We start from the raw sequence: 23850 nt of genomic DNA on the forward strand, positions 1-23850 counted from the left end.
CTTCATCCTATCGGAGGACAGCCAGCCGGCCAGATGTTCGAACATCGCCGCCACATCTCAGGTGGCCACCGCTTCCGCGATTACTTCATGTTCGTTCTCCGGGAGGCGACATGACCATGAGCAGACGTACCAAAACTAACTGTCCGCCGCCAAGCTTTACGTCAGGCTCAGTCCTTCTTGAACTCGAATAGCTCGATGACGTTGCCCGATGGATCTTCGAGCAAGATTGCGCGGCCGGCACCGCCGTCGCTGATTTCGCCGCGGAATCTTGCATCAGCCCGGCGCAACCGCTCAATAAGGACATCGATCTCGTTCGTAACGATCATAAATCGGTTCCACCCACCTGGCTTCGGATCGCCGCCCGCCTGACCACCGCTCCCCGCACCTGGGGCACTGAGATACAGCGTCAAGTCATCGCGCAGCAGCGCGGCGAACTTACCCGGATTGTGCATGTCGATCTTGAAATCGAGATTGTCTCGATAGAACGCGACCGCCTCATTGACGTCCGCAACGATGTATCGGACGGATGCCATTCAACCTTCTCCTCTGTCTTGTAGCTACAACAACAGTCAACTCGCGCGAAGGTTTCCCTGTCGGTGGAGCAGAGTGCAGAAGCGGGCTGTCTGGATGCCAGCCGAAATAGTCGGATGAGGGTTTTTGGACACAGGTCGTATTTCTGCGGTGTTTATGACACCTATACGACGACATCGTCGGCGGAATGCAGCTTTGTGCTAGTTCATTCCAGAACCGGATCGTCTACTTCCGGCCCCACATCGGTCGTTCCGTTGCTCCGGCTTAGTGGACGCTTCTGGCGCTACAGCCATCTTCGCCAAGCGATACGGATACGAGCTGCATCTTCACACCAACCCCACCCTGAAATCCTCCAGGACCTGAGCCAGCCCTCGCGCGCCGAGAAGGGCCATAACACGCTTCGCCTGAAGCTTCGGTACCGCGCGATCGTAAATGGCAAGATTGGTCGCCTCATTGAGGCGCGAGGGATAAATGATCCCGTCGGGCTGAGATGGCTGCTCGTGAAACGCCAGTGACCACCGGCGTGCCAGGTTCTGGCGCTGTGCGCGAACGACATCGGTCGGCACGCCCATTCGAACGGCATTGTCGCCTCTGAGATCGACCAGGCGCAGGTCCGCGTTGGTCGTGATCTGCGCATAGCGCCGTCGGGTCAGTTCCACCTCCTCTATTGGAAGATCGTCAAGGATTGCTTCGCGGCGGTCGCGGAACACGGTCTCGAGGAAGCACACCTTCAGGGAGTTGCCGAGGTAAAGAATGCCAAACCGGTTGGCGTCAAGACGGCGTCGAGGATCGCTGAACCGGCTCGGCGACTTCCCGTACCCCAATGGATCAGGATAGGTGCTCCAGTAGATCCGACCGAACGTCCGACCGCGCGGTATGGTCTCGATTTCGAGCTTTGCACGCCCAAAATCGGGTGGAGGTGGAAGCCGGGCATTCAGTCGAAATCGCCCCTGGCCATGCCTTCCGCCGCGGCCAAAACCGAGGCGTCATCGCCTTGTTGAAGGGCTCGAAGGCCGGTCCGGCCATCGAGGGCGCCATGGCGCGACACCAGAAACCGATAGACGGCCCAGGCACTATTGCCCAACATGGCATGCAGCGCCGGCAATGCGCCGAAGGGACGACCGTCCTTGTCGAGTTGCCAGACAGGAAAGCGGAAACCGCGCTTGGCGCCATTGATCCCGAGCACCCGTCCGCTTTGCCGCCTGGCGTTGACCGTCACCCGCGACGTGCCGAGCAGCTTGGCAAAGGCATCCGCGCTCAACATGTCCTCGCCGGCGACAATTTCGGCGACACGCTTGCGGCCACGCGCGCGCGCTCCGGCGAGAGCCGCCTCGAGTTCGGCATCGGGCATGCCCGTGTCCTCGACGGGAAAAGTATTGTCTGAAGCGATCGGTTGCTCTTCGACCGGCACCAGCCGATCATGTTCCTTCAGGCCGACCAGTGCTGCGTCGTGGATGGCGTCGACAAAAGCCAGCAACCGGTCCGAGCAGTTGCGCGCCCGCCGCCGCTCGCGCGGAATGTTCTTGGCGCCGAGATGCAGGTGGCGAGATGGTGGGCCGCGAGACCCTCCTGGCGCAGCAGTGCAGCCACAAGCAATGGCCCGAGCCAGGTGGCATGCTGCAGCACCTCGATGTCCGACCAGGCCTCGAGCAGGATCGCGGCGCGTCACCAATGGCCACTCCCGCGTGTCGGCGAGCACGGCCTGCCATTCGGCCAGGCGTTCCTCTTCATTCCAGTCGAGATCGTAGATCAGGCTGCTTTGCGGCTCCGGCCGTTCACGTCGTGACGTTTCCTCTTTTCGACCAGGCACGTTGGCTCCGTTCAGGATCTTTGATGAGCGCGCCAGGACGGCATCGATCTCGGCAAATTCTTCGGCCAGACGATCGTCCTCAGCATCATCACGACCATCGGCTTCAAAAGAGCTGGCTCCAGCCCCCTCCCCGTCTCGGCTTTTTTGGCCCGCCGCCGCCGGCATGGCGCCGCCGCGGCCGGCCAGCGCCAAAACCGCCGGCGGGTTCGCAGCACCGCATGTGCGCGGGTGAGTTCGTGGGTTGGCGTGCGGATGTCCATATGGGCGTCGTGCAACACGAGATCCTCGAGGTGCACGAGCTCGCCCTCCAGCCAAAGGGCAGAGGCCGCGTCGGCAAAATGCTGGAGCTCGACAAGCCGTCGCGGACTGGCGAATGGGCCAACCGCTCGTCGAGACGGACCAAAACCTCGGTCGCGCGTGCGACGGGCCCGATCAGGGTTTCCAGGGGCAGTACGCTGGCAATTGAAACCGCGTTGCCGCTGGCCACCCTCGATCGCAAGCTCGCAGTTGCCGCGCGGCTAGGCAGTCCGAATTCTCGTACCGCTCGCGAATGGCGACTGACCGCGTCGCTCGGCCACCGGGCAATGGTGTTCGACGCACCAAGGCGCTCAACTCGCATTGGATTCGGTGCTGCCCTTCGACCGCCGCGATCCTTTGGCCGAAATCCTGACCGACCACGACGTCGCGATGCTGCGCCATCTGGCCCAGGAACGCATCGGCAAAAACTCCCTCCGCGCGCTCGCCTCCGACCTCGGCTATCTCGACGCCTGGTCGCTGGCCACCACCGGACAGCCTCTGCCTTGGCCGGCGCCGGAATCCCTGCTCCTCAAATTCATCGCTCACCACGTTTGGGATTTTTCGAAACGCGAGGCCGACCTGGCGCAGGGCATGCCGGCTGACGTAGCGGCATCGCTGGTAGCCCAGGGCCTGTTACGGGTGACAAAAACCGCACGCGTCGTTCACCGTGCGCCGGCGGCTGTCGAGCTGGTCAATCTTGACCAAATGGCGAAACCTGTCGGGAATTCAATGCGCCGGGGCTGCAGAGCGCGATCAAACTGGCGGTGCGCGCCAGCGCCCGTCCGCGGCTGCAAGAGCAGGAACGCTATGACCGCCGATATTCTGGCCGCCCTCCTGAAAACATGCGCCGGCGACCGGCTCGTCGACGTCAGGGATCGCCCGATTCTCATCACCGCCTTGGCCTCCGGCGGCCAGCGTCGCAGCGAAATTTCTGCTCTTCGCGTCGAAAGCTGGTCGACGAAGACCCGGTTCCGGCGGATCCCAACGCTCCCGACGGCGATAAATTGCCATGCCTGTCGATACGGCTCGGCCGCACAGAGACGACGCAAGCCGACAGCGACGCTTTCGTGCTGCTCGTCGGCCGGCCTGTGCTGGTCTTGAAGGACTGGCTGGCGCGCGCCGGGATCAGCGACGGCGCCGTGTTTCGCGGCATCGACCACTTGGGCAATCTCGAAGCGCGCGCCCGCCCTGACGCCACAGGCCGTCAATCTGATCCTGAAGCGGCGCACCGCCGAGGCCGGGCCCCATCCGCAAGCCTTCTCCGCCCACGGCTCGCGCTCCGGCTATCTCGCCGAAACCGCACGCCGCGGCATTCCGCTGCCCGAAGCCTTGCAGCAGTCGCAGCATCGCTCCGTGCAGCAGGCCTCAAACTATTACAATGACGCGGAACGCACGCTCGCGCGGGCGGCGCGGATAATCCCCTCAGTCGCAATTCGATCCGACCCTTGCGGCGTTAGCTCCAGGACAATTGCTTCCGGGGCAGCCGGCCTCCCGGATCGATCACCTTGACCTGGTGCGGGAGCACCTCGCCCCAGCTCCATAGCACGAGGTTCTGATCACATGTGCCGGCACCTGGCGCGAAGCTGGGCGCGAGAATGCCGAACTTGCCTTCAGCAACGAGGCGGTCATGGATGCTCCATGAGGGCGGCCGTTTGCCATGGGCGAGAAAATCCATCCAGGCACAAGCCATATCTTCGAACCGGATCCCGGCGTCGGCCTGGCCTTGCGCCGTCCTCAGGTCGACAATGTCATCGCAATCGATCTCGTATGAGCAAAGCACGCAGGGATCAATGCGATGTGCAAAACCCTGATTGGCCTCCTTCACGGCCGTCACGATGTCGAGCGCCAGATAAAGCGTAGGCACACCTTTCGGGTTGAACCTGGCGCCCCGAATAGCCGCTCCGTCGCCTGAGATAGGCTGGAAGGACCAGCGCGGATCATGGGCGCGGTGGCAAATTCCGGCAAACCTCAAGCAAAGCCACCAACGGCGACATGATCCAGGTAGTCGCGAACCGCGCTGGCCTTGCCTTCCTTGACCAGAGCTTCCGCCGTCCGCCCGCCGAATGCCGGTATCGGCTGGGCTCGGTACCAGGCCATCGCCTGCTCCTTGCCTCCAGCCCAGTCGATCACCCTGCTGATGATCTCAAGCATTTCACGAAGGCGACCTTGCGTCTTTGCAGCACGGCTACGCTCAATCCTATAGAGGGTTTCCCGCGCAAGACCCGCCGTTTCGGCAAGCTGACCTTTGGACATACCGAATCCATCCGCAACCTGGGCGACAGCGATCTTCCCAGCCCGATCCATATAGGACAGCACTAACGGTTCGTTCTGAACTGGAACTTTCAATGCTTGGGTCATCCCTGTCCCCCTTGCCATATCCAGAGGCACATTCCTTGTGCGTAAGATATGGCATTAGTGACGGATTACAAGCCTCGGTTGGCTGATGAGACGTCGTTGAGGCCTCTCCAGACGCATTCACACGTTCATGTTCTGGCACATTCCTTGTGTGTACAAAAATCCAAAAACGGCCCCGAAACCGGCCAATGCACGCACAATGTCCAGTTCTCCCGATCGGCCGCCCATTGGCGATCCCCGCGTCTCGACCGAGGATCGGGCGACCGACGCCCAGGTCGACGAGGTCAAGGCCTCGCCCACCAGGAGCACGGCTCCGGCCCATCGCCCTGCCGGCCGGTGCTGGCGAAGCTGATGCGCGATGGTCGCATGTGTGACACACCGCTATGGCGATATAGCGCCCAGAATCTCCAGGGTCGCCGCCAGCGATAGCCTGCCAAGACGCTCACCCATGTTTGCCCTGGGCACCGTAATGGAAACGATGGCGGGCGCTACCGTGACGAACAGGATATAATGCTCACCGGCAGCAAGCTGGTTGAGGAAGGCCCCACCGTCATGAAGCCAATGAACGAAGAGCACCTCGCGGTCCTACGCAGGCACATGGTCGAGATGATTGCAATCCATACCGACCTTGCAAGCGAAGAACTCGGCAAGGCGGCGCTCGATGAGCGGGTGATGGCAGCGATGCGGCGAGTGCCGCGGCATCGCTTCGTGCCAGCCTCGGTTGCACCTTATGCCTACCAGGACATGCCGCTGCCGATCGGCTTCGATAAAACCGTCTCGCAGCCATTCATCGTCGCTCTCATGACCGATCTCCTTGCTCCCCAATCGAACGAGGCGGTGCTCGAGATCGGCACTGGCCTGGGCTATCAAACCGCAATCCTCGCGCAACTCGCCGGGCAGGTTTGGAGCGTAGAAATCGTCGAGGAATTCGTAAGCCGTGCGGAGGCTCTCCTGCAGGAGCTAGGCTTATCCAATGTCGGCATTCGTGTCGGAGACGGGTCTCGCGGCTGGCCCGAGCACGCCCCATTCGACAAGATTCTTGTCACGGCGGCGGCTGAGCAGACACCGCCGGCTTTTCTGAAGCAACTCAAGCCGGGGGGACGGCTGGTTCTGCCTTTGGGATCTAAAGAAGCACAGTTTCTGACTGTCATCGACAAGGATGCGGCAGGGCAGCTCGAGACCCGGAAACTCATCCCGGTTCGGTTCAGCCGGCTCGAAACCGTCTAGTGAGGTGCGATAACTGGCGCGACCGCGCTTTTCCAACCGTCAATCTACTTCATTCAAACAGACGAGGACAGTAGGCCATCCTGCCTCTACCGTGGGTGGTCCTTCTGTCGAACTCGTACGGGAGTAATTATTGTAGGTTGTGCGGAAATTGAAGCAACATGCAAACACTGTTGCAGTTCATACACTCGCATCCCGTAGGGGGGACATTCTCGAAGGACGATTGGGGTAACAACGATTTTCTCGGTGTTACCGCAAGAATTTACAAACCCCATTCCGTGATATGCCGCCAGGATGACAATAACGATGGGATATTCATCGTAAAATCGGGTTGGGCCCTCCTTTACCGCGGACTGCTGGACGGAGAACGGCAGATCATCGACACTCCTCTGCGGGGGGACATTGTCGGTTTCCGTTCCGTGGACGGACCTCGTTTAGCGTCCCTAGCCTCCATAACCGAACTAGCTGTTTATGAAATTTCCAGCAAGAAACTGGTAGAGGCCATCTTGTCGGAAGGCCGGCTCGGCAAGACCATCGCCTGCTCCCTGGCCCGCCTGAACGCCATCCTTACCGAACATCTCATGAATGCCGGACGGCGGAACGCGATGAGCCGCACCGCCCATTTCCTGCTCGAGTTGGAGGAGAGGCTCTCGATCGTTGGCCTGTCGGCCCATGGACGATATGAGTGTCCGCTTACCCAGCACGAATTGGCCGACATTCTCGGAATGACCACCGTTCACCTCAATCGGACGTTGGGGGAACTCCGCAAGGCCGATCTCGTCGCTTTCAAGGCAGGCTATGTAGAGGTGATCAACCGCAAGAAGCTGGTCAAAACAGCCGGATTCGACAGCGAGTACCTCAGGTAAAGGTTATTCCCTCTAGCTCGGGTTCAACCGTCTCCAGCAGGGTTTTCGCGTCGCCCCCTGCGGCGCGGTGCTGGGCGCCAGCGCATAGGCCATCAGCAAAATTTCTGCTGGAAGACGACAGTGCGTCGTCGCTGGGGCAGTTCCAGACGATGTCCGGGCTGGTAGTGGGCCTAGCTCGCCGCAGTCTATCTTGACGAGGGCAGCCGCAAAGGCCCGATTATCATGACCGACGGCACCATGGCCTATCGCATGAGGAGAAGGTGCTGCCGAAATGCGCGTAAGCTGGCCATAAACGGCGGCAGATACAGCCGGGTGTTCTCGGACTGGCCACGGATGCCACGAACTGCGCCCTCGTCATGCCAATATCCACCTTCAGGAATTCTCGTCCGCAATCGCGAGGAACTACCGATCCTCCCTCGAATGGCTGCTGGGGTTTGGCTGAGCGGTCCCATCCTGAGAATGGCATCATCGCCTACCCGGTTAGTCAACCTCGCAGAGCTATCCCACTCCTTGGCATTCCTTAAGCGGTCGGGAATCATTTCAAGGGTTGGCACATGGCCAAAGGGATTGAATCTGACCGGACCGCGCGTCACGATCGAACTCGCGGGAGCTTCAACGCGGGGTGACGCGGTCTCAACACATGTCCTCAGGCGACCGTCGAGGCGAAATTTTCTAAAAATTAACTTATGTTAGAGAACGCTTATAAATAGACGATAGGCTGCACAAGCTGTTCTCGGCTAGGGGTGAAGAACTGCTGAAACTGCTGGTGAGCTCACGCTTTCACAAGGGCTGGGTGTTCAATCACAAGCGCATTCAAACACAGGGCAGCGTATTCAAGCTTTCAGATTGCGAAGAATGAGGGGTGTTTTGGCAGCCGCAACGCGGCCTGTGCGAAAAGATTGGGGATTGACATGGGTTCCACAGCAGGGCGGCATAAACACACGGCCAATCGGTCAGGAGTGCTGTCCAGCGGAACGGAAAGCGTCCACGGCCAAGGAGGCAGAGGATGCCTCCTCATCCTGGACGGACGGGCTCTAGGCCGCGAGTGTCTCGCATCGGCTCTCGCGGACCACGAACTCGGCATGGAGATCGCCGCCATGGGTTCGATCGATGAATGGCGCGTGAAGAAGGGCTCGGCACCTCCCCTTGCAGCCATACTCTTCAACCTTGGCGGCCGAAAGGTCACCGATCATGGCATCGCAGACGAGATTAGGCATATTTCGTCCGAATTCAAATCAGTCCCTGTGGTTATCCTGGCCGACACCGAAGATCTTGCACACATACTGACCGCTCTCGAATGCGGCGCACGCGGCTATATTCCGACCTCGGTCGAAATCGACGTCTGTGTCGAGGCTATCAACCTCGCGGCAGCGGGAGGCATCTTCGTCCCTGCGAGCAGTGTCCTTTGCATGCGCCACCTGATAGGTTCGGACAGCCCCGACACGCAGCCTTTGAAAGGCATGTTCACGCTCAGGCAGGCCGAGGTCGCCCAAGCGCTCCGGCGCGGAAAGGCTAACAAGATCATCGCTTACGAACTGAACCTGCGCGAAAGCACCGTGAAGGTCCACATCCGAAATATCATGAAGAAGCTGAAGGCGACCAACCGCACGGAAGTCGCCTGCAAAGTCAACGATCTCTTCACGGAAGAAACTGTTGCTGAAGCGTCTCCCAAGCGATAAGACGGCCAGCCTCGGGTGAATCGCTATACCCGCGACGAGGCGGCCGGCGACGGTGACTGGCGGTGATGAGCACGACCTCACTTCGATTGCGGACCAATAAGGTGACGGCGTCTGACAAACGGGTCTCGGTGTCGCCGAAGGGCTTCGCTGGGACCTGCACAGGGCGGCACGCAAAGCCAAGAAGATTCCAGCCGACAAGGAAACTGGCCTGGAGGACGACCGCTTGAAAAGGGAAATGCGCAATTTCCGCCAGCTCGGAAGCTGACCGCGATTCGGGTTAACTTCCTGCCGCTGAATCCGCCGATCCATCTGCAGCGTCAGGGAAAGTGTGTCTGGCCACCCATCTTATGGCTTCTTCGATCGTATCGAAATTCTTGTGCTGCCCGCTCAGCAGCCCGAAGCCTGTTTCGAGGAACCATTTGCCTTTCGTGGAGTAGGCTTCCTCGTCGATCCGGGTAAGGACCGCGACCAGTTGGTCCCATTTCCACACCAGAACCCCGGATTCTCCGCCCTCGACCGTTCCGATCCGGGCTTTCTTGAACGAAAATCCAGGACTAATTTTTGCCTTGCCCACTTTGATGAATCCCTTAACTTCAAAATGGATAGAAAAACGGTCGGCTTGAATGACTAGTTCTGAACTATCTTTCCTTGTAGACGTCTTTTTGTCGGACCGCCGTAGACGAATATTTAGCAGATCGCCCGATGAGTTCAAGGCCCACTCCATTTTTCGATGGTCGCCCCGCAAGTTTTTTGCGAGAGAATGTGTGCAAACTGCTAAAGAATTTTGGCCTTCCGGAGCGTGAAAGCCCCGGCGAAATGCTCGGGTGCCCGGCAGTCCATCCCGCGCAACCTCGCAAGCCCAGCGAGTGTCTGGCGGTCGAACCGTCGAACCAGTCCCTGGAGCGCAGCGTTCCGAAGTGCGCGTCGACGGGCTCATCTTGCGTTCCAGCACATCGGCCGTGAGCGGCACGTAGGCATTGGGGTGGCAAAGGTCGCAGTCCCAATTTCGGGATCTCGTATTCGAGCACCGGATGATCACGGAAGACATCCAGGTCAGTTGGTTGACCTCCCGCTGGCCCTGATGGCGTCGAACCTGGCCTGGGTCAACACCACGTCGGGATGAAACCGTGATCTTGCATCGGTCAGCCGCTGCTTTATCGATCGGCTGTGGGCGGGGAAGTAGCTGTCATCGAAATCCGCGACGGCAATCACAAAGGCCGGGTCGCGGTCCCGTTGACGGGTCCACCGCAGCGTCCCCATTGCGATCCCGTCTCTACTGCACCCTCCTTACGCTACCATCGCCGGGGGTGATTTTAACCTACACGTTCTTGACCGCGGAAGCTCGTATCAGGGCGTAGCTTTGGAAAGTGCGTCGTAGAAAGGTGTGGTTGCTGGGACCTGAGACCATCTCAAAGTTGCGGTTTTGAGCATCGGGATTCTCGTCGCATCGGTCGACCGGGGTCTCCTTCGTGCGGCAGCATAATGCAGTACAGGTCACCAGCCTGAAGGGCGATGTGTCAAGACGCGGAGGCGGTCACATCGGATGAGTGTTCTTGACAAGGTGGTACTCCTTTTGTGCTTCAAGTAGCTCTTGCGGATGGGGAGAAGGCTGAGTTGCCATCTGTTCGGTCCCTGATGGGCCATTGCCTGGATCGGAAGTGAGCATACCATGGTTCATCGCCCAAACTGCAGCCTGGGTGCGGTTGCCGACCCGAATCTTTCGAAGGATGGCCTTCACGTGCACCTTCACCGTCGCTTCGGCGATGTTAATCTTGCGCGCGATTGTTTTGTTAGATTCCCCTCCTATCAAGCAACGTATAATACAATCTTCCCGAGTTGACAACATTGATGGTTCTCGATCAGCGCTCTCTATTGAAACAGCCACATTTGTAAAGTCATTTACCGCATCATATTTCAGACCATGTCTTATGTCCTGAATAAACGTCGAAGTTTCTGCAGGTAGCACCGTCTGACCTAGCATAACCAATTCGAGAGCTTTGATGAAAGTGTCGTGAGCGGCAACTTTTGTCAAATACGCGTCCGCCCCCGCACGAAGGGCTGAAACTATATCGTTCGGTCGACAGTGATCGGCTAGCGCAACGACATGGCTGGTCGGATAAATCCCTTTAAATTCTGAAATTTGTGCGAATCCAGCATCCGCGTCAGTACCGTCGACATCCATGATGAGTAAGATGGACCGGTGCTTGGGTAGCGCCTTCTGCAGAAGGTCGTGAACACAAGCCGCAGAGAAAAGAATGCGAAACTTTGCTGCGTCCAGAATTAGAACAAGGCCCTCTCGGAGTAACTCGCTTTGGCTGACAAGCACTGTTATAAAAGACTTTGTGGTCACCAAGGATTTCGTTGTCATCGTAGCCTCCCCTGACGCGATTGAGGTACGCACGTCTCGCAAGGCGCTCCTCGCATAGTTTCTTTTTTGACCGTGTTACCTTACGCTAGGAAAACCCTAGACAAGAACACCCTCTTTAGGCGTAGGGTAGCTTCGTCGAGGGGTACCCCGGATTCTCAGGCCTGAGGCCTTAGTGAGGTGCGAGCCCTGGCTTTCCAGCCGCTCCGGGCGGCAGCCAGCACCATGGTGGCGCCGGATGCGCGGGCCGCGAGAGTTGCGGGCCTGGTCTCCCGTGGCGCGCGGGTGGTGCCGCCGGTCTGGCGCGGGGCGGCGCGGCGTGTCAGGCGGGAGAACCGCGGGTCCAGGGGGCCGCGCCGCGACCAGCCGCCATTTTGGGATGACGGCGCAAGCCGAGGAGAAGGCGACGCGGCGCGCGCTGATCCTGACCAGCGCCCGAGCTTCACCAACTTGAGGAGCAAAGTGCCACAGCTGGCGGTGGCGACTGGGTGCGGACCAGGGCGATGCGGCGCAGCGCACACAACAGCACGCAAGCACGGGTGCCTTCCGGCCATCGAAATGGGCGATGGTCTGCCGAGCCGCTCCTTGCGTTGCACCTGCGCTGAGCAATAGAGGAGTTGCCTGGCGCGGCCCTGGGGCGACCCATATCGGGGCAGCGCTGGCGGGGAAGTCCTTTGGCAGGGGCCGGAATTCGAGCCTGGTGAGATCCGGCGAGAGAATGAGTGAGGCGGGCCAGTTCTGCTATTGCTACCTCGATAGGATTGTCAAGATTGACGGCTTCGTCGAGGTCGCCTCTTCATTCATCAGGCGAGTCAAGCCGTCGATCAAGTCATCGGCGTAGCAGAATGATTGAATTTTGCGAATAGGAGCCGGAGATCGTGATCAGCTCGTTCTCCAGGGCCTGGATGACGAAGTTGGAGACGGCCCAGCCATTCTGCGAATGCATGTTGGGGCCGCAGGCGGTCGAGATGCTGCGTCGGACCAATATTTCCCGCTCTCGTTGCGTCCGATCGCCTTTGTCCCGTTTGCCATCAAAGAGGGTCTCCTTCAGCGCAGCAATCTGCTCATTGGACGAGTTCACCCGAGGGGCTGTTTATCCGGAAGGAGTGCCTACAAAGGGATAGTTGTGCCGCTGCCGGTGAAGGGTCACGATAAGGCAGAGCCTTCCTCGTCGACCGATGCTCGCCAGGTCGGGACGGGCTGGCCACCATTGAAAGTGAAAGCCACACGCCATGGCCGTGGATACAAAATTCAATTCCGACCCCGTCACTCCCTCGTCACAGGCGGCCCACCGCAGGGAGTTGAAGGCCGCCCTGCTTGTCTTCGGGCTTTCCGGGGTCGCCGCCCTGGGAGGGGCCGCGGCCAAAAACTTAGCGGCAATAAAAAACTTAGCGGCAATCGAGGTTGTTTCCAGAGCCGTGGCACAGGTCAAGGATGTCTCCGGAGCCGTGATGCAGAAGGTCGAGGATGTCTCCGGAGCCGTGGCACAGACGGTTGAGGATGCCTCCGGAGCCGTGGCACAGACGGTTGAGGATGCCTCCGGAGTCGTGGTGCGGAACGTTGAGGACGTCTCCAAAACCGTGGAGCGTAAGGTCCAGGATGTCTCCGAAACCTTGGTGCGGAACGTCGAGGACGTCTCCGAAACCGTGCTGCAGAAGGTTGAGTATGTCTCCGGAGCCGCGGTGCAGAAGGTGTCTGCTGCCATCGATAACTGGCAAGAACAACCGGTCCACGCCACTGCCGAACCCTCCCGCGCGCTCGTGTCGGGACCGGATGCGTCGACGGTGGCGTCGGTCGAACGGAGCGCAGTCCCTGCGGTCCCCAATGCCGAGCCCCCCAAAACCCTCAGCACGGGACCGGATGCATCGGCCACGGCGTCGGTCGAGCGGACCGTCGTCCCTGCCGTCCCCACCAGTGCCGAGAGCCGGAAAACCCTCAGCAAGGCGCCAGGCGTGGCAACCAGAGCCCTGTTCGGCGTCGGCGACCGCCTCAAGGTCGTGTTCTACGAGCGCGTCGAAATCGAGGAAGATAAGTGGGGGGGCGCGTCCTCGGCCTTGCACGGCATCCTGCAGCGTCCGGAACTGAGCGGCGAATATATTGTCCAAGAGGACGGCACGATTTCCGTGCCCTTGCTTGGCTCCATTCCGGTCGCCAATCGGTCGACGCAACAGGTGCAAGCCGACCTAGTGGAAACCTTTAATCAATTGCTGGGGCGCAAGGGGCTGGTCAATATCCTGCCGTTGGAACGCCCGCCAATTTACGTGCTGGGGCCGGTGAAGAATCCAGGCTCGTTCAAGTACGCGGCCGGCATGACGATCCTCCACGCGATCGCGCTGGCCGGCGGACTCAACCGGGCCGAGAGCGAGCCGTGGCAGAAGATCGAAGCTGTGCGTGAGACCGAGAAGCGGAGCGGGGCGATTGATGCCATGTTGAAATTGCTCGCGCGAACGGCGGTGCTGAAGGCCGAGCGCGACGGTACGGCACCCACTATCCCGCGCCAGTTGCTGGAGTTGGCCGGCGCGACCGAAGCTGCCAACCTCATCAACGAGCAGAGCGACCGGCGCAGGGCCCTCGCCACGGCCCGCAAGGACCGTGAGCGCGCGACCGTGCGTGCGCTGGAGGCGGCCAAGCAGGATGTTGTCGCTTATGGGCGCATGGAGTCGCTCAACGAACTGGTCAAACTGCGCCAGGAGCGCGTAAACAGCATGCGCACTCTCGTGGACCGCAAAGTTCTCAGCAAGACGGTGATGGATCAGATCCAGAGTGAGTTGTCCGACGCGGAACAGCGTCGGCGGGACGCCCTCAACCAGTACTCGAGCGTCAAGCAGCGCCTCGCTTCGCTGGAGTCTGAGGTGTTGCGAATCCGCGCCGACCTCAGGAACGATCTGGAGGTCGAGATCGAGACCACGGAGAGCCAGATCGCGGCCAATGTGCGCGAGTTGAACGTCAGCGAAGGTGTCCTGTACACGTTGCCGGTGACCCGCGCCCAGTTTGCGAAGGACGTGAACAGCGTAACCTATCAAATCGTGCGGCAATCGACAGCCGGGCCGGTCAGTATCGAGTCCGTTGGGATGACCCTGTTGCAACCCGGCGACCTCATCAACATCATCGTGGGCGAAAGCGAGCCAAGAGAGCCGGCCGGTTCGCCAGTCCCGACCTCGTCGCTGGCCGGCGGGAGCTTGCCGGCCGCGTCCAATCCAAACGATGTCGAGCCTTGATGTCGAGCCTTCCCGCGTGATGGCGGAGAAGAGGATCGGTCCCAATTGATGCCCGGAAGGAGATTGGTTGAATGGATAAGCTCATCGGGACGAAACAGAAGGGGGATGCCCTCCACGGCCGGGGTGTTCTGCAATCGGAAGAAGAGTGGGAAGCGCGAAACCACCACCTCGCCGGCAGCCTGAGCCGCCTCATCGACGAACACGTCCACTTCTGCACCGGCAACGCGCTGGATGTCGGGTGCCAAAATGGGGAACTGACCGACCGCTACGCCGCCGCGACCGCGCTGAGCTGGCAGGGCATCGAACCGGATCTTGAGCGCCCGACGCGGTCCGAAGCCGGCCTGGAGATGCTCCCGGGCGTCGCCCACTCCCTGCCCTTCGTGAATGAAAGCTTTGACTGCGTCGCCCTGGCGAACGTTTTCGAGCACCTCAAGCCGGCCCTGCACGACGCAAGCATGACGGAGATCTACCGGGTGTTGGCTCCGGGCGGGATCCTGGTCGGGCAGATCCCCAACCCGTATTTCCCGATCGAATCCCACAGTCGCCTGCCGTTCTTTGGTTTCGTGCCCCGGAAGCTTCAGCCGATTTACTGGAGGCTGACACCGACGGGATGGGACTTCGAGAAGGCTCACTTCTTCATCATTACGATGCGGCATGTGAAGAAAGCCGCCGCCGCGGCAGGCTTCTCGACGGTGTTGGCCCGGGACTTCAACTATCGGGCAGACGCTATTCCCAAGGCCCTGCGCTGGGCCGCTCAGTTTCATAGTCGGCTGGGCATCATGCCTTGGGCATGGCAATTCGTCTTCCGGCGGCCGGAACACTAGATCGCGTTTATTCCGCCTCCGCTCAGGAGTTCGGAACTTGGCGTAGGCTAGCCCGCCGTGAGTAGTCAGGAATAGGGTCTTCACTTCCCACGCTGGCGATACGAAACTTCTCCAAATGGGACAACCCCCGAGTGCTTCATGGACGAACAGCAGCGCGCAGCGAGGATACTCCTGGCATTCCCGCCGCAATGCGCAAAGTTTCAGGAAGATGGCTGTACGTCAGGATCTCTCGATGTCTCAGCCATTGGTGCGGAACACTATCGTGTCGCTTCAGTAGAACAAGCCATGCGCGAGGATACAGTCATCGACGTTACAGTGGCGGCCTTGCCGGACATCGCGACACTCGAGACCGCTTGGAAGGAGCTCGAAGCGCGAGCAACTCACTCATTCTATCTGTCCTGGCTCTGGATCGGAACTTGGCTGCGGCATCTGCCGGGGGGCGCGCAACCACTTGTTCTGGTCGCTCGGACGCCAAGCAGGATCGTTGGGTTGGCGATTATTTGCCGGCGGAGGGCGTGGAGTTTCGGGCGGCATGCGCGGGCGCGTTGGCTGCTCAATGAAACCGGAGATGTTCGATTCGATCGATTGTTCATCGAGTACAACGATATTCTTGCGGAGCGATCCCTGGCCGATGCCACTCGGGTGGCATGCATCGAGGCCTTGACGCTTCACTTGCGCCGCTCTGATCAACTGGTGCTCTCCGGAATTGATCCGGACTTCGAGTTGGCCGCTTGTCGCACCGCAGGCAGGGCTGGGCTCCTTACCGAGGTGAGAGCGGACGATACGGCGCGGTGGATTGATTTTGCTGAAGTCCGCCAGAAAGGCGGGAATTTCCGCGCAACTTTGGGCCGCAATACTCGCCAAGCGGTGAGCCGGGCCATTCGGTTATATGCGGAGCGCGGCCCCATTGAGTGCCGGAATATGGAAACGACATCGGAGGCACTCGCCGCATTTGATTTGCTTGCCGACCTTCATCAGGCGCGTTGGGGACGCAAGGGATCCTTTGCCAATCCGAGCTTCCGTCGGTTTCACGAGGAGCTCATTAAGCGAGGAGTTTCCACGGGGTCCGTCCGCATCTCACGGACGTTGGCCGGGGACCAGACAATTGGGGTCTTGTACAATTTCGTGCATGACGGCCGTGTTCTTAACTATCAAAGCGGCTTTCTGTATGAGCGGGACGGCCGGCTCAAGCCCGGGCTTATCAGCCATGTTCTGGCTATTGAGGACAGTATCAGACGCGGGGAGTGCGGCTACGATTTTCTCGCAGGCTTCTCCGGGCACAAGTCCCACCTGGCCAATGCGGAGCATCCCATGAAGTGGATTGCAATAGGCAGAGACAGTCCAGAGCGCCGCATCGAGGCAAAGCTGCGCGGTGCCAAGCGGGTGCTAGCGATGATTGCTACGAAAATGAAAGAGGCTGCGGCTTGAAGCGCCGATTAAAGAACTCTGTACCAACGATGGCGGGCAGGTTCTTGGACAATCGGTAGGCGGTTTCGGCCCTTCGGCAGGCGAGGACCAACGGGAGGTGCGATTTGTCTAGATCATGCGACGTGATCGTTGTCGGTGCTGGCCCGTATGGACTGTCGCTAGCAGCGCACTTGCGCGGGCTGGGCGTTGATTACCGGATAATCGGCAGCCCGATGGAGAGCTGGAAGAGCAAGATGCCGAAAGGCATGCTACTCAAATCGGCTGGGTTCGCATCAAACCTTTCTGATCCCGAGCAGGCCTTTACTCTTAGGCAATTCTGCATCGAGCACGGCAGTCCCTACGACCATTTGGATCTCCCAATTCCGCTGGAGACGTTTTCCGCCTACGGGGTGGCGTTCCAAAAATGCTGCGTGCCGGATGTCGAAGACGAGGAACTCGTTTCCTTGATTCCGGCTCCAGAAGGATTCGATCTTCGCATGAAGAGCGGATTATCCTTCAGGACGCGCAAGGTGGTGATCGCAACAGGCCTGACCTATTTCCGCCATATCCCGGAGCTGTTCTCCGCTCTGCCCAGCGATAAGCTGTCGCATGCCGCTGATGTTCACGACCTCGAGAGATTCCAGGGGCAGCGTGTCGCGGTACTCGGAAGCGGAGCATCCGCAATAGATATAGCGGTGCTTTTGAACGAAGCGCGGGTAACCGTTCAGCTTATCTCGCGCAAGCCAGCCATCATTTACAGTGGCCGATGGGGGGGCTCGGGCTCGCACCCAGTGATACGCCGTCTGGCACGCCCCATTTCTGGAATTGGCCCGGGTTGGAAGCATCGATTGTGCGCAGACTTGCCTTGGCTATTCCGATATTTCCCCGAGTCCTATCGGCTTGAAATGGCAGAAACGTTTCCATCTCCGTCGGGAGGCGAGCCGATGAAACATCGGGCAGAAACTGTTCCTTTGCTTATGGGACGCTCCCCGCAGGAGGTGAGAACATCAGAGCACGGAGTACAAGTAAGATTGCTCTCCATAGACGGTAACACTCAAATCGTAGAGGCAGACCATGTAATCGCGGCGACCGGATACAAGGCCGACGTGCGTCGTTTTCCTTTCTTAAGCTCTGCAATTGTCGAACAGCTGCGTCTTGTCGGAAGAACTCCGAGGCTGTCCGCAAACTTCGAGTCGTCCATCCCGGGACTGTATTTCATCGGGCATGTGTCGACTGCCACGTTTGGACCAGTCATGCGTTTCGTCTTTGGCACCGACTTCACCTCTCGCACGATATCAAAGCAACTGGCGAGTCTGCGGCCTAGGCCGTGGCGAGAATCCCCTCGCACGAGTGCGGGGCAGCGCCGCCCCCCTGTGTCGACATCTTCAGCCCGGAAATACCTGTGAACACTCAACTTAAACCAACCGAGGGAAGCCACTCGCTAGGATTGGGGCTATCATGCTTGGTCAGGTGAGAAATCTGCGGCAGCACGCTCTAGCAGCCGGCGGCGCACCCACGCCCTTAGTATTAGGAGGAGGAATAAACGGCCTGTCCGCTGTACGCAGCTTGGCTCACGCGGGGCTTCGGCCGATTGTAATCGTTGACACAAAATATGATGTGGCAGCTATATCGCGATATGCCAGACGAGTTACCGTTGCCACATTTAACGACGAAGAGTTTGTAGAGGAATTAATTCGACTAGGAGAAGGAATGCCTCATGGAGGCATAATAATATTTGCCGATGACCGCCCACTATTGGCTGTGTCGCGGCACCGTGACCGTGTAGCTCCCTGGTTCGGCTTCCAACTCCCACTCCACGGATTGCTCGTCGACTTGACTCTGAAGGAACCGTTTTTTCGTCTGGCCCAGCGGGGTGGGTTTCCGGTGCCAAGAACTCTCTTGGTCCAAAACCAAAGTGACCTGAACGGCCTGCGTGACCTTCGGCCTCCATTTTGCGTGAAGCCAAACAGCCGTTCCCCGGCGTATGACGGCTCTTTTAAGAAGGCCTATCGCATCGGGACCCAAGCCGACGCTCGGTTGCTCTGCGAGCAAGTGTTGGGCGCGGTGGGGGAGGTGATTGTTCAGGAGTGGATCGAGGGGTCGAATGATTCCATCTACTTTTGCCTGTGCTACCTGCGCCCGGGTGCTTCGGTCGCCTTTACCGGCCGCAAGGGCCGTTCCTGGCCACCTCAAATCGGCCTCACCGCTAGTTGTTGGGCGGCGCCGGAAGTCGCCGAGGAACTGGAGGATCTTACAATCCGCTTTTTTCGATCAATCGGTTTGACAAACGGCTTCGCCAGCATGGAGTACAAGCGCGACCAGCGTGACGGCGGCTTTCGGTTTGTCGAGCCAACTGTTGGCCGTGTCGATGGGCAGGTGGAGATCTCGGCCCTCTGTGGCATCAATCTCTGTCATGTCGGCTATTGCGATGCCGCCGGGCAGCCATACCCACCCTTAGAGCTTGATCCGACCCACGTCTGGCGCGACGAATTCAGGGATTTCGTCTCGGCGCGGTTCCTTGGCGCCGGCTGCTACTATCCACCGCGTCACCGGATTCACAACGCCTACTGGCGCTGGGACGATCCAGGTCCGGCCCTGCTGGAGACAGCAAGAGGCGCGAAAGAAGCGCTGCGCCGCCTCATCCGCCGCCGCGCCAAAACAACACCCATTTCAATCTGCCGGAAAGAACAATCCGGGCTGAAGTGCTGACCGTCTGCGTGCCATCTGCCGCCGTGGAGTTGATGGGCCTGTCGGCCGCCACGGGCGTGACGCCGGTGTGCCACTCCACCCCTCCGGTGCCGCCAACCCTCAAACGGCCCGGCCGACCACCCAAGTAGTGGGCGGGAAGGCCCCTTCAGCATCATAACCCGGCCTACTCTTATCCAGAAGAAGGCCCGCGACATCCTCGCCGCTACCTACACCCCACAGCGACACAGCCGGACAGGGACTCAGATCGCCAAATCAAAGACTTGCGTCCGGCGAACCCAGAAAGCTCCGTCTAGCCGGCGCGGCTCGGGGTCTGTGAGGTCTTGTCGTTCGGCGCCATCCGGACGGCAACGGCCTCGCGTCCGTCCAGCACGCGCTCCTTTAGCTTGAGCAGCGGGGACTCCATCAGGAACCATGAGACGGTCGGAAGGCACAGGCTCAGCACGACGGCACTCAGCCCTTGACCCCAAAGGGGAATGGTTCCGAACCACTCGACGACCGTGCTGGACTCGAAAAGCTTCAGAAAAAACAAGTGCGTGAGGTAGATACCATAAGAGATTTTGCCGACGAAGCGAACGAACCTGAAACCGCTGAACCGCGCGAGCAAGCCTGGCCGCTCCGCATCGGCCTGCACCACCAGACAGGCAAAATAAACCCCGACCGTCAGGTTGAATGTGAGGTGGCGCAGGATGCCATTGCCAGCGACGTACCAAGCGACGCATTGGAACGCGAGGCATGCCAGGCCGGCCAACCACCAGCCCGGACCGGCTCGGAGGCGGCGCCCTCTCCTCGACTCGGCATAGGATAGCGCCCCAATAAGCACGCCCAGCCCGAGGATCTCGAATTTGCCGAAGATCGAGAGCTCGAAAGCAAACCGGTCGATCGGGGTGGCCAGAACCAATATGCGCAACAGTAGCCCGGTGCCGATCAGGAATACCGCCACTCGCGCGGCATTGCGCCCGGACAGCAGAATCAGCAGGGGCAGCAACAGATAGAATTGCTCCTCCACAGCGAGAGACCAGAACACCAGGAGTGGGCCTCCGGCCGCGGCGAGATAGTTGCTCGTGTAGGTTAGATGCCAAAGAATGAAGTCGTGAACCTCGGGCATCCCCAGAACGAACAGGACCAGCAGGGTCAGGTAGTACGCCGGCATCAAGCGAACTGCCCGGCCGATATAGAACCGGCGGATGGTTTCGCCCGCAGGGGCTTGCTCCAGCCTGGATAGCAGATTCCGCGTAATCAGAAAGCCGCTCAGGACGAAGAACAGTTGGACGCCCAGAGCTCCCGCTCCGACCGGGAAGTGCGTTCTGATCCACGGCCCGCCAAAGTGCTCGAGACCGACGAGTCCGATCGCTATGGCCCGCAGGCCATCCAATTGCGGTCGATAACCTTGCGCCATGACCGATGTCTCCTCAAGGCTGGAGCGGCGAGGTGGTAGATTCTTCGTGCACAGGGCCGGCGGCAGAATCCAGTTTCATCGCGAAGCCCAAGATCAGGGCAGCACACGCACCCTCGATGCTGACGGCGATCGTCCAGCCCAGAACCAGGCCTTGAAGCCCATCAAGCTTTGCGCCTGCGATCACCAAGCACAGCTCCAGCAATCCGCCAAGCGCGAACCAGCGCGATGCCTTGCGCATCCTGTCGCCCAACCGCGCCAGCGTACAGGCATGAAATTTGAGCGTTGATCCCAACAGGCTGAAGCCGAGAAAGCGCAGACTCGAACCGGCGATCTCAGGATAGGCTGGATTGAAGACCGCAAGCATCTGCTGCGAAAAGGTGAAGACCACGACGGCGCAGACCAGCGAAAAGAGCAATGACGCCGCCACCGATACAAGGACATCGTGTCTCGATTGTTTCGGGCACGCCCTGACCACGGGGAATAGGACCGTGGCCATGGCTGCTGGAATCGATGACGCCATGGAGATCAGCATCCACAACGACACGAAGGCGGCATTTGTGGTCGGCGACAAGAGAATCAGGACAAGGTAGGGCATGATGACGCTGGGGGCCTGCAAGGCCACATCGAGCGCGTAATGGTCGACCACCTTGCGTCGGAGGATATGGAGCAGCTGGAAATCCGGAGGTCCAACAAGATGACGCCCCCCGCCCCGGGTCAAGAGATCGACGCCGACAAAGGACGCCAGCAGGCCGGCCACCCAGGTCAGAAGAACCGCGGCACTGGAGGTGCACCCGGCGGCCGCAGCGCCGGCGATCAGCATCAGCTTGGACGTGGAGAACAGCACTTGCCGGATCATCCTGTCGGTGCTGCGCAAGTTGCCGACGAACGCCTGGTCTGCCAGGATGCCGAGAACTGTCAGGGCGCAGCCGAGGACGAACGCAACACCCTCGAACCAGCCGCCGATCGGCCCGATCGAGCTGTCGAGGTACGCGTGCCCGAAGACGAACGACAAGGCCAGGCCGACCGCCAGCGCCACTCCAACGCACGCCGCCGCGGCGACTAGGCCGCGCTCCCTGCCTGGATGCCGTACGATTTCACCCACCAACAGGGTCCCAAGCCCGCCCTCTCCCAGCAGTCCGACGAGCCCCATCACGGACAGGAGGGCGGAGGCCTTGCCGATCACCTCCGGCGGAAACAGCTGGGCCGCGAACCACCAATAGACAAACCCAAGACCGGCCGCTGCAATCGTTCCGATCGCCAGAGCGCCGGAATTCAGCACAAGCGCGGCGCTCCTTCCAAACTCTCGTCGGACGCGAATAATGGTGGTCCCGACGAGGTCTACTGGCATGATGGCTCTCCCGCACCTTGCTGCGTCGGCGCCGCTGACCTGGTGGCTGGACGCAGGACGTCCCGGTAGACCTGCTCGATCCTGGTCACGACCGCTCCGGCCTTGAGGCGCCCGACCCTGGCGAGGCTTGTCGCCCCCAGCCGGGCGAGCAAGGCGCGGTCACCCAGAAGTGTTTGCATCGCGTGGGCCAGGGCGTGCGCGTCACCGGGCGGCACGAGAAGCCCTGTCTCCCCATGATCCACGAGATCCGGCATGCCGCCGGCATCGGTTGCGACGACTGCCTTGCCGGACGCCATCGCTTCCATGATGACCGTTGCGCAGGCTTCCGGTCCGATCGAGGGCAGCACGCCGAACAGTGAGCGGCGCCATGCATGCATGATGGCGGAATGCGGCCACGCACCGAGGACGCGGACGTTCGGCGGAAACTCGGTTGGCGTATCGGCGACCCGGCGCCCAATCAGGACTAGCTGCGGTGCCTGCAACAGGCTCGCGTATGCTTGCAGGAGAACGCGAATGCCCTTGAGACGCATCATGTCGCCGACGAACAGGATGAATCCACCCGCAGGCAGCTCCTCTCGCAAGCCGGGATCTTCCGGGCCAAGCACCCCGACATCGTCGGGCACGAAGTTGGGGATGACCTCGTAGCGGCCTGGGGTAAGCCCGGTGTGACGCGCCACCGAGTGGCTCACCGCGATGAAGCGGTCCACCAGACGGCGAGCGGCGAAGCTCGAGGCCCAGTTGCTCGACGTTATCCCGGCTGCCTTCATGGCCCCGTAATGCGCGGTTGCGCAAGGTAAGCACTTGGCCGGCGCTGGGCCACTGCAGAGATTGGTGCCCAAGTGCATGAAGTTCTTCTTGGCGCAGACAAGGCCGTAATCGTGCAGCGTCACCACAAGGCGTGCCCCGCTCTGACTTTTAAGCGGCAAGAAGGACGCGTAGATCCAGTTATGGGCATGGACGATGTCCGGCTGCTCCCGGGCGACCAGCCGCTTCAGTGCAAGCACCAGTTCGGGATCCGGGAAGGGTGGTGCGTGGCGGCGCTCGGGATCGATGTGGAGGCCCGACAGACGCTGGAGCGTGCCGCGCAGGCGATGCACGCGAACCGCGCCGTCCAACTCGGTTTCGGGCGATCCGGGATGCATCAAGGTCCCGACGCTGACATGATGGCCCCGCTGCGCCAGCGCGGCGCCGAGATTGCGGACGTGCCGCTCCTCTCCCCCGATCACCGGGGGATAGAACTGCGATAGCAGCAGGATGCGCATGGTCAACCCTCATTTCAGATGGGCGGCACCAGCGTCGAAACGCTGCGATAGAGCCGGTTGTCTTCCGGTCGATAGAGCCGCGCCTCGGCCGTCTGGCGAGTTGCCAAGGCAGGCACCGGGATTTCCCGCGCCCAGATGTCGCCCGGCGCGACAGCGATCGATCGGAAAACGGCGAACGGTTGCCCATCAAGGGTGATTTCCACGTCGAATCGCTGAGGTTGGGTCTCGGCGCTCCTGATGCCAACGGTAATCCGGCCGGACTCGCCACTGGCCGATGGCAACATCCAAAACTCGGTATATTTGAATTCCCGAAAGGCCGCTTCGTCCCGGACGGCCAGCGCGTAGGCTCCGGTCGCCACAAGCACCGCTAGCATGAGCGCGGCCCCCTGCCAGAGCCGAACCCGCGACGGAGCCGGCCAGGCTGGCAGATCGGGAGTGTCGCGGCAGCAGGTTGCCACCCGGCCCCCGGCCGGCCGGCCCGCCCCGCAACACACCGCCCAGCCGAGCGGGCGAATGTACACTGAGGCCTTGAAAGCACAGCCCCCCGCGATTCCCGCCG

19 protein-coding genes and 1 pseudogene are annotated in these 23850 nt (G+C 60.5%); 9 read left to right on the forward strand and 11 right to left on the reverse strand.

Annotation, left to right across the window (positions count from 1 at the left end; genetic code table 11):
- Positions 1-167 precede the first annotated feature (167 nt).
- The 3 genes from NKI72_RS30385 to NKI72_RS35530 form a co-directional block, all read right to left on the reverse strand.
- Positions 168-533, reverse strand: a complete 366-nt coding sequence (locus NKI72_RS30385; protein ID WP_352616595.1) for a VOC family protein — start codon at positions 531-533, stop codon at positions 168-170.
- 324 nt (positions 534-857) lie between these two features.
- A complete protein-coding gene (locus NKI72_RS30390) occupies positions 858-1355 on the reverse strand; it encodes an RES family NAD+ phosphorylase (RefSeq protein WP_352851665.1) in 498 nt (165 codons plus the stop codon).
- 110 nt (positions 1356-1465) lie between these two features.
- Complete coding sequence (locus NKI72_RS35530) at positions 1466-2341, reverse strand: DUF1612 domain-containing protein (RefSeq protein WP_502895747.1); 876 nt, start codon at positions 2339-2341, stop codon at positions 1466-1468.
- A gap of 618 nt (positions 2342-2959) precedes the next feature.
- Here NKI72_RS35530 and NKI72_RS30405 point away from each other — a divergent pair.
- Positions 2960-4057 (forward strand): annotated as a pseudogene (locus tag NKI72_RS30405) (site-specific integrase); the annotation flags it as partial.
- Positions 4058-4091: 34 nt separating this feature from the next.
- On the opposite strand, the gene NKI72_RS30410 reads toward NKI72_RS30405, so the two are convergent.
- On the reverse strand, positions 4092-4610 hold the full coding sequence (locus tag NKI72_RS30410) for an RES family NAD+ phosphorylase (RefSeq protein WP_352772344.1): 519 nt from the start codon (positions 4608-4610) through the stop codon (positions 4092-4094).
- Complete coding sequence (locus NKI72_RS30415; RefSeq protein ID WP_352772346.1) at positions 4607-4996, reverse strand: antitoxin Xre/MbcA/ParS toxin-binding domain-containing protein; 390 nt, start codon at positions 4994-4996, stop codon at positions 4607-4609. The genes NKI72_RS30410 and NKI72_RS30415 overlap by 4 nt, the downstream gene beginning before the upstream one ends.
- A 549-nt stretch (positions 4997-5545) precedes the next feature.
- Between NKI72_RS30415 and NKI72_RS30420 the strand changes: the two genes are divergently transcribed.
- The 3 genes from NKI72_RS30420 (at position 5546) to NKI72_RS30430 (ending at position 8762) form a co-directional block, all read left to right on the forward strand.
- A complete protein-coding gene (locus tag NKI72_RS30420) occupies positions 5546-6220 on the forward strand; it encodes a protein-L-isoaspartate(D-aspartate) O-methyltransferase (protein WP_352772372.1) in 675 nt (224 codons plus the stop codon).
- A 158-nt stretch (positions 6221-6378) separates the two neighbouring features.
- Positions 6379-7083, forward strand: coding sequence for a Crp/Fnr family transcriptional regulator (locus tag NKI72_RS30425; RefSeq protein WP_352772349.1), 705 nt, complete (start codon positions 6379-6381; stop codon positions 7081-7083).
- 911 nt (positions 7084-7994) lie between these two features.
- Positions 7995-8762: a helix-turn-helix transcriptional regulator gene (locus NKI72_RS30430; RefSeq protein ID WP_352851667.1), complete on the forward strand. Its 768-nt coding sequence runs from the start codon at positions 7995-7997 to the stop codon at positions 8760-8762.
- Positions 8763-9039: 277 nt separating this feature from the next.
- Here NKI72_RS30430 and NKI72_RS30435 read toward each other — a convergent pair whose 3' ends face one another.
- Together NKI72_RS30435 and NKI72_RS30440 are read right to left on the reverse strand one after the other, a co-directional pair.
- Positions 9040-9474 (reverse strand): hypothetical protein, encoded by a 435-nt coding sequence (locus tag NKI72_RS30435; protein WP_352837313.1) that lies wholly within the window; start codon positions 9472-9474, stop codon positions 9040-9042.
- 822 nt (positions 9475-10296) lie between these two features.
- The gene (locus NKI72_RS30440; RefSeq protein WP_352837310.1) at positions 10297-11130 is read right to left on the reverse strand and encodes a LuxR C-terminal-related transcriptional regulator; all 834 of its coding nucleotides are present in this window, start codon (positions 11128-11130) and stop codon (positions 10297-10299) included.
- Positions 11131-12359: 1229 nt separating this feature from the next.
- Between NKI72_RS30440 and NKI72_RS30445 the strand changes: the two genes are divergently transcribed.
- The 5 genes from NKI72_RS30445 to NKI72_RS30465 all read left to right on the forward strand — a co-directional run bounded on the left by NKI72_RS30445 (position 12360) and on the right by NKI72_RS30465 (position 19285).
- Positions 12360-14345, forward strand: a complete 1986-nt coding sequence (locus NKI72_RS30445; RefSeq protein WP_352837435.1) for a polysaccharide biosynthesis/export family protein — start codon at positions 12360-12362, stop codon at positions 14343-14345.
- 71 nt (positions 14346-14416) lie between these two features.
- On the forward strand, positions 14417-15169 hold the full coding sequence (locus NKI72_RS30450) for a class I SAM-dependent methyltransferase (protein WP_352837432.1): 753 nt from the start codon (positions 14417-14419) through the stop codon (positions 15167-15169).
- Between the two features lie 138 nt (positions 15170-15307).
- Complete coding sequence (locus NKI72_RS30455; RefSeq protein WP_352837429.1) at positions 15308-16597, forward strand: GNAT family N-acetyltransferase; 1290 nt, start codon at positions 15308-15310, stop codon at positions 16595-16597.
- A 122-nt stretch (positions 16598-16719) separates the two neighbouring features.
- Positions 16720-17982 (forward strand): NAD(P)-binding domain-containing protein, encoded by a 1263-nt coding sequence (locus NKI72_RS30460; protein WP_352851669.1) that lies wholly within the window; start codon positions 16720-16722, stop codon positions 17980-17982.
- Between the two features lie 427 nt (positions 17983-18409).
- Positions 18410-19285, forward strand: a complete 876-nt coding sequence (locus NKI72_RS30465; RefSeq protein WP_352837423.1) for a hypothetical protein — start codon at positions 18410-18412, stop codon at positions 19283-19285.
- A gap of 289 nt (positions 19286-19574) precedes the next feature.
- On the opposite strand, the gene NKI72_RS30470 is transcribed toward NKI72_RS30465, so the two are convergent.
- From NKI72_RS30470 to NKI72_RS30485, 4 genes are read right to left on the reverse strand one after another with little or no spacing between them, the layout of a single operon-like run.
- Positions 19575-20681, reverse strand: a complete 1107-nt coding sequence (locus NKI72_RS30470; protein WP_352851671.1) for an acyltransferase family protein — start codon at positions 20679-20681, stop codon at positions 19575-19577.
- Between the two features lie 13 nt (positions 20682-20694).
- The gene (locus NKI72_RS30475) at positions 20695-22029 is read right to left on the reverse strand and encodes a lipopolysaccharide biosynthesis protein (protein ID WP_352851673.1); all 1335 of its coding nucleotides are present in this window, start codon (positions 22027-22029) and stop codon (positions 20695-20697) included.
- Positions 22020-23291, reverse strand: coding sequence for a glycosyltransferase family 4 protein (locus NKI72_RS30480; RefSeq protein ID WP_352851675.1), 1272 nt, complete (start codon positions 23289-23291; stop codon positions 22020-22022). Before NKI72_RS30480 ends, NKI72_RS30475 begins: the two co-directional genes overlap by 10 nt.
- Positions 23292-23305: 14 nt before the next feature.
- A complete protein-coding gene (locus NKI72_RS30485) occupies positions 23306-23665 on the reverse strand; it encodes a hypothetical protein (RefSeq protein WP_352851677.1) in 360 nt (119 codons plus the stop codon).
- Between the last annotated feature and the right edge of the window lie 185 nt (positions 23666-23850).

The sequence above is a fragment of the Mesorhizobium sp. M0437 genome, from assembly GCF_040321335.1.
GTDB lineage: Bacteria > Pseudomonadota > Alphaproteobacteria > Rhizobiales > Rhizobiaceae > Mesorhizobium.

Bases quoted from the DNA above. Each gene is read 5' to 3' on its own strand.
- NKI72_RS30385 (WP_352616595.1), bottom strand. From the start codon at position 533: ATGGCATCCGTCCGATACATCGTTGCGGACGTCAATGAGGCGGTCGCG.
- NKI72_RS30415 (WP_352772346.1), bottom strand. From the start codon at position 4,996: ATGACCCAAGCATTGAAAGTTCCAGTTCAGAACGAACCGTTAGTGCTG.
- NKI72_RS30420 (WP_352772372.1), top strand. From the start codon at position 5,546: ATGAAGCCAATGAACGAAGAGCACCTCGCGGTCCTACGCAGGCACATG.
- NKI72_RS30425 (WP_352772349.1), top strand. From the start codon at position 6,379: ATGCAAACACTGTTGCAGTTCATACACTCGCATCCCGTAGGGGGGACA.
- NKI72_RS30430 (WP_352851667.1), top strand. From the start codon at position 7,995: ATGGGTTCCACAGCAGGGCGGCATAAACACACGGCCAATCGGTCAGGA.
- NKI72_RS30440 (WP_352837310.1), bottom strand. From the start codon at position 11,130: ATGACAACGAAATCCTTGGTGACCACAAAGTCTTTTATAACAGTGCTT.
- NKI72_RS30445 (WP_352837435.1), top strand. From the start codon at position 12,360: ATGGCCGTGGATACAAAATTCAATTCCGACCCCGTCACTCCCTCGTCA.
- NKI72_RS30450 (WP_352837432.1), top strand. From the start codon at position 14,417: ATGGATAAGCTCATCGGGACGAAACAGAAGGGGGATGCCCTCCACGGC.
- NKI72_RS30455 (WP_352837429.1), top strand. From the start codon at position 15,308: ATGGACGAACAGCAGCGCGCAGCGAGGATACTCCTGGCATTCCCGCCG.
- NKI72_RS30470 (WP_352851671.1), bottom strand. From the start codon at position 20,681: ATGGCGCAAGGTTATCGACCGCAATTGGATGGCCTGCGGGCCATAGCG.
- NKI72_RS30475 (WP_352851673.1), bottom strand. From the start codon at position 22,029: ATGCCAGTAGACCTCGTCGGGACCACCATTATTCGCGTCCGACGAGAG.
- NKI72_RS30480 (WP_352851675.1), bottom strand. From the start codon at position 23,291: ATGCGCATCCTGCTGCTATCGCAGTTCTATCCCCCGGTGATCGGGGGA.
- NKI72_RS30485 (WP_352851677.1), bottom strand. From the start codon at position 23,665: ATGCTAGCGGTGCTTGTGGCGACCGGAGCCTACGCGCTGGCCGTCCGG.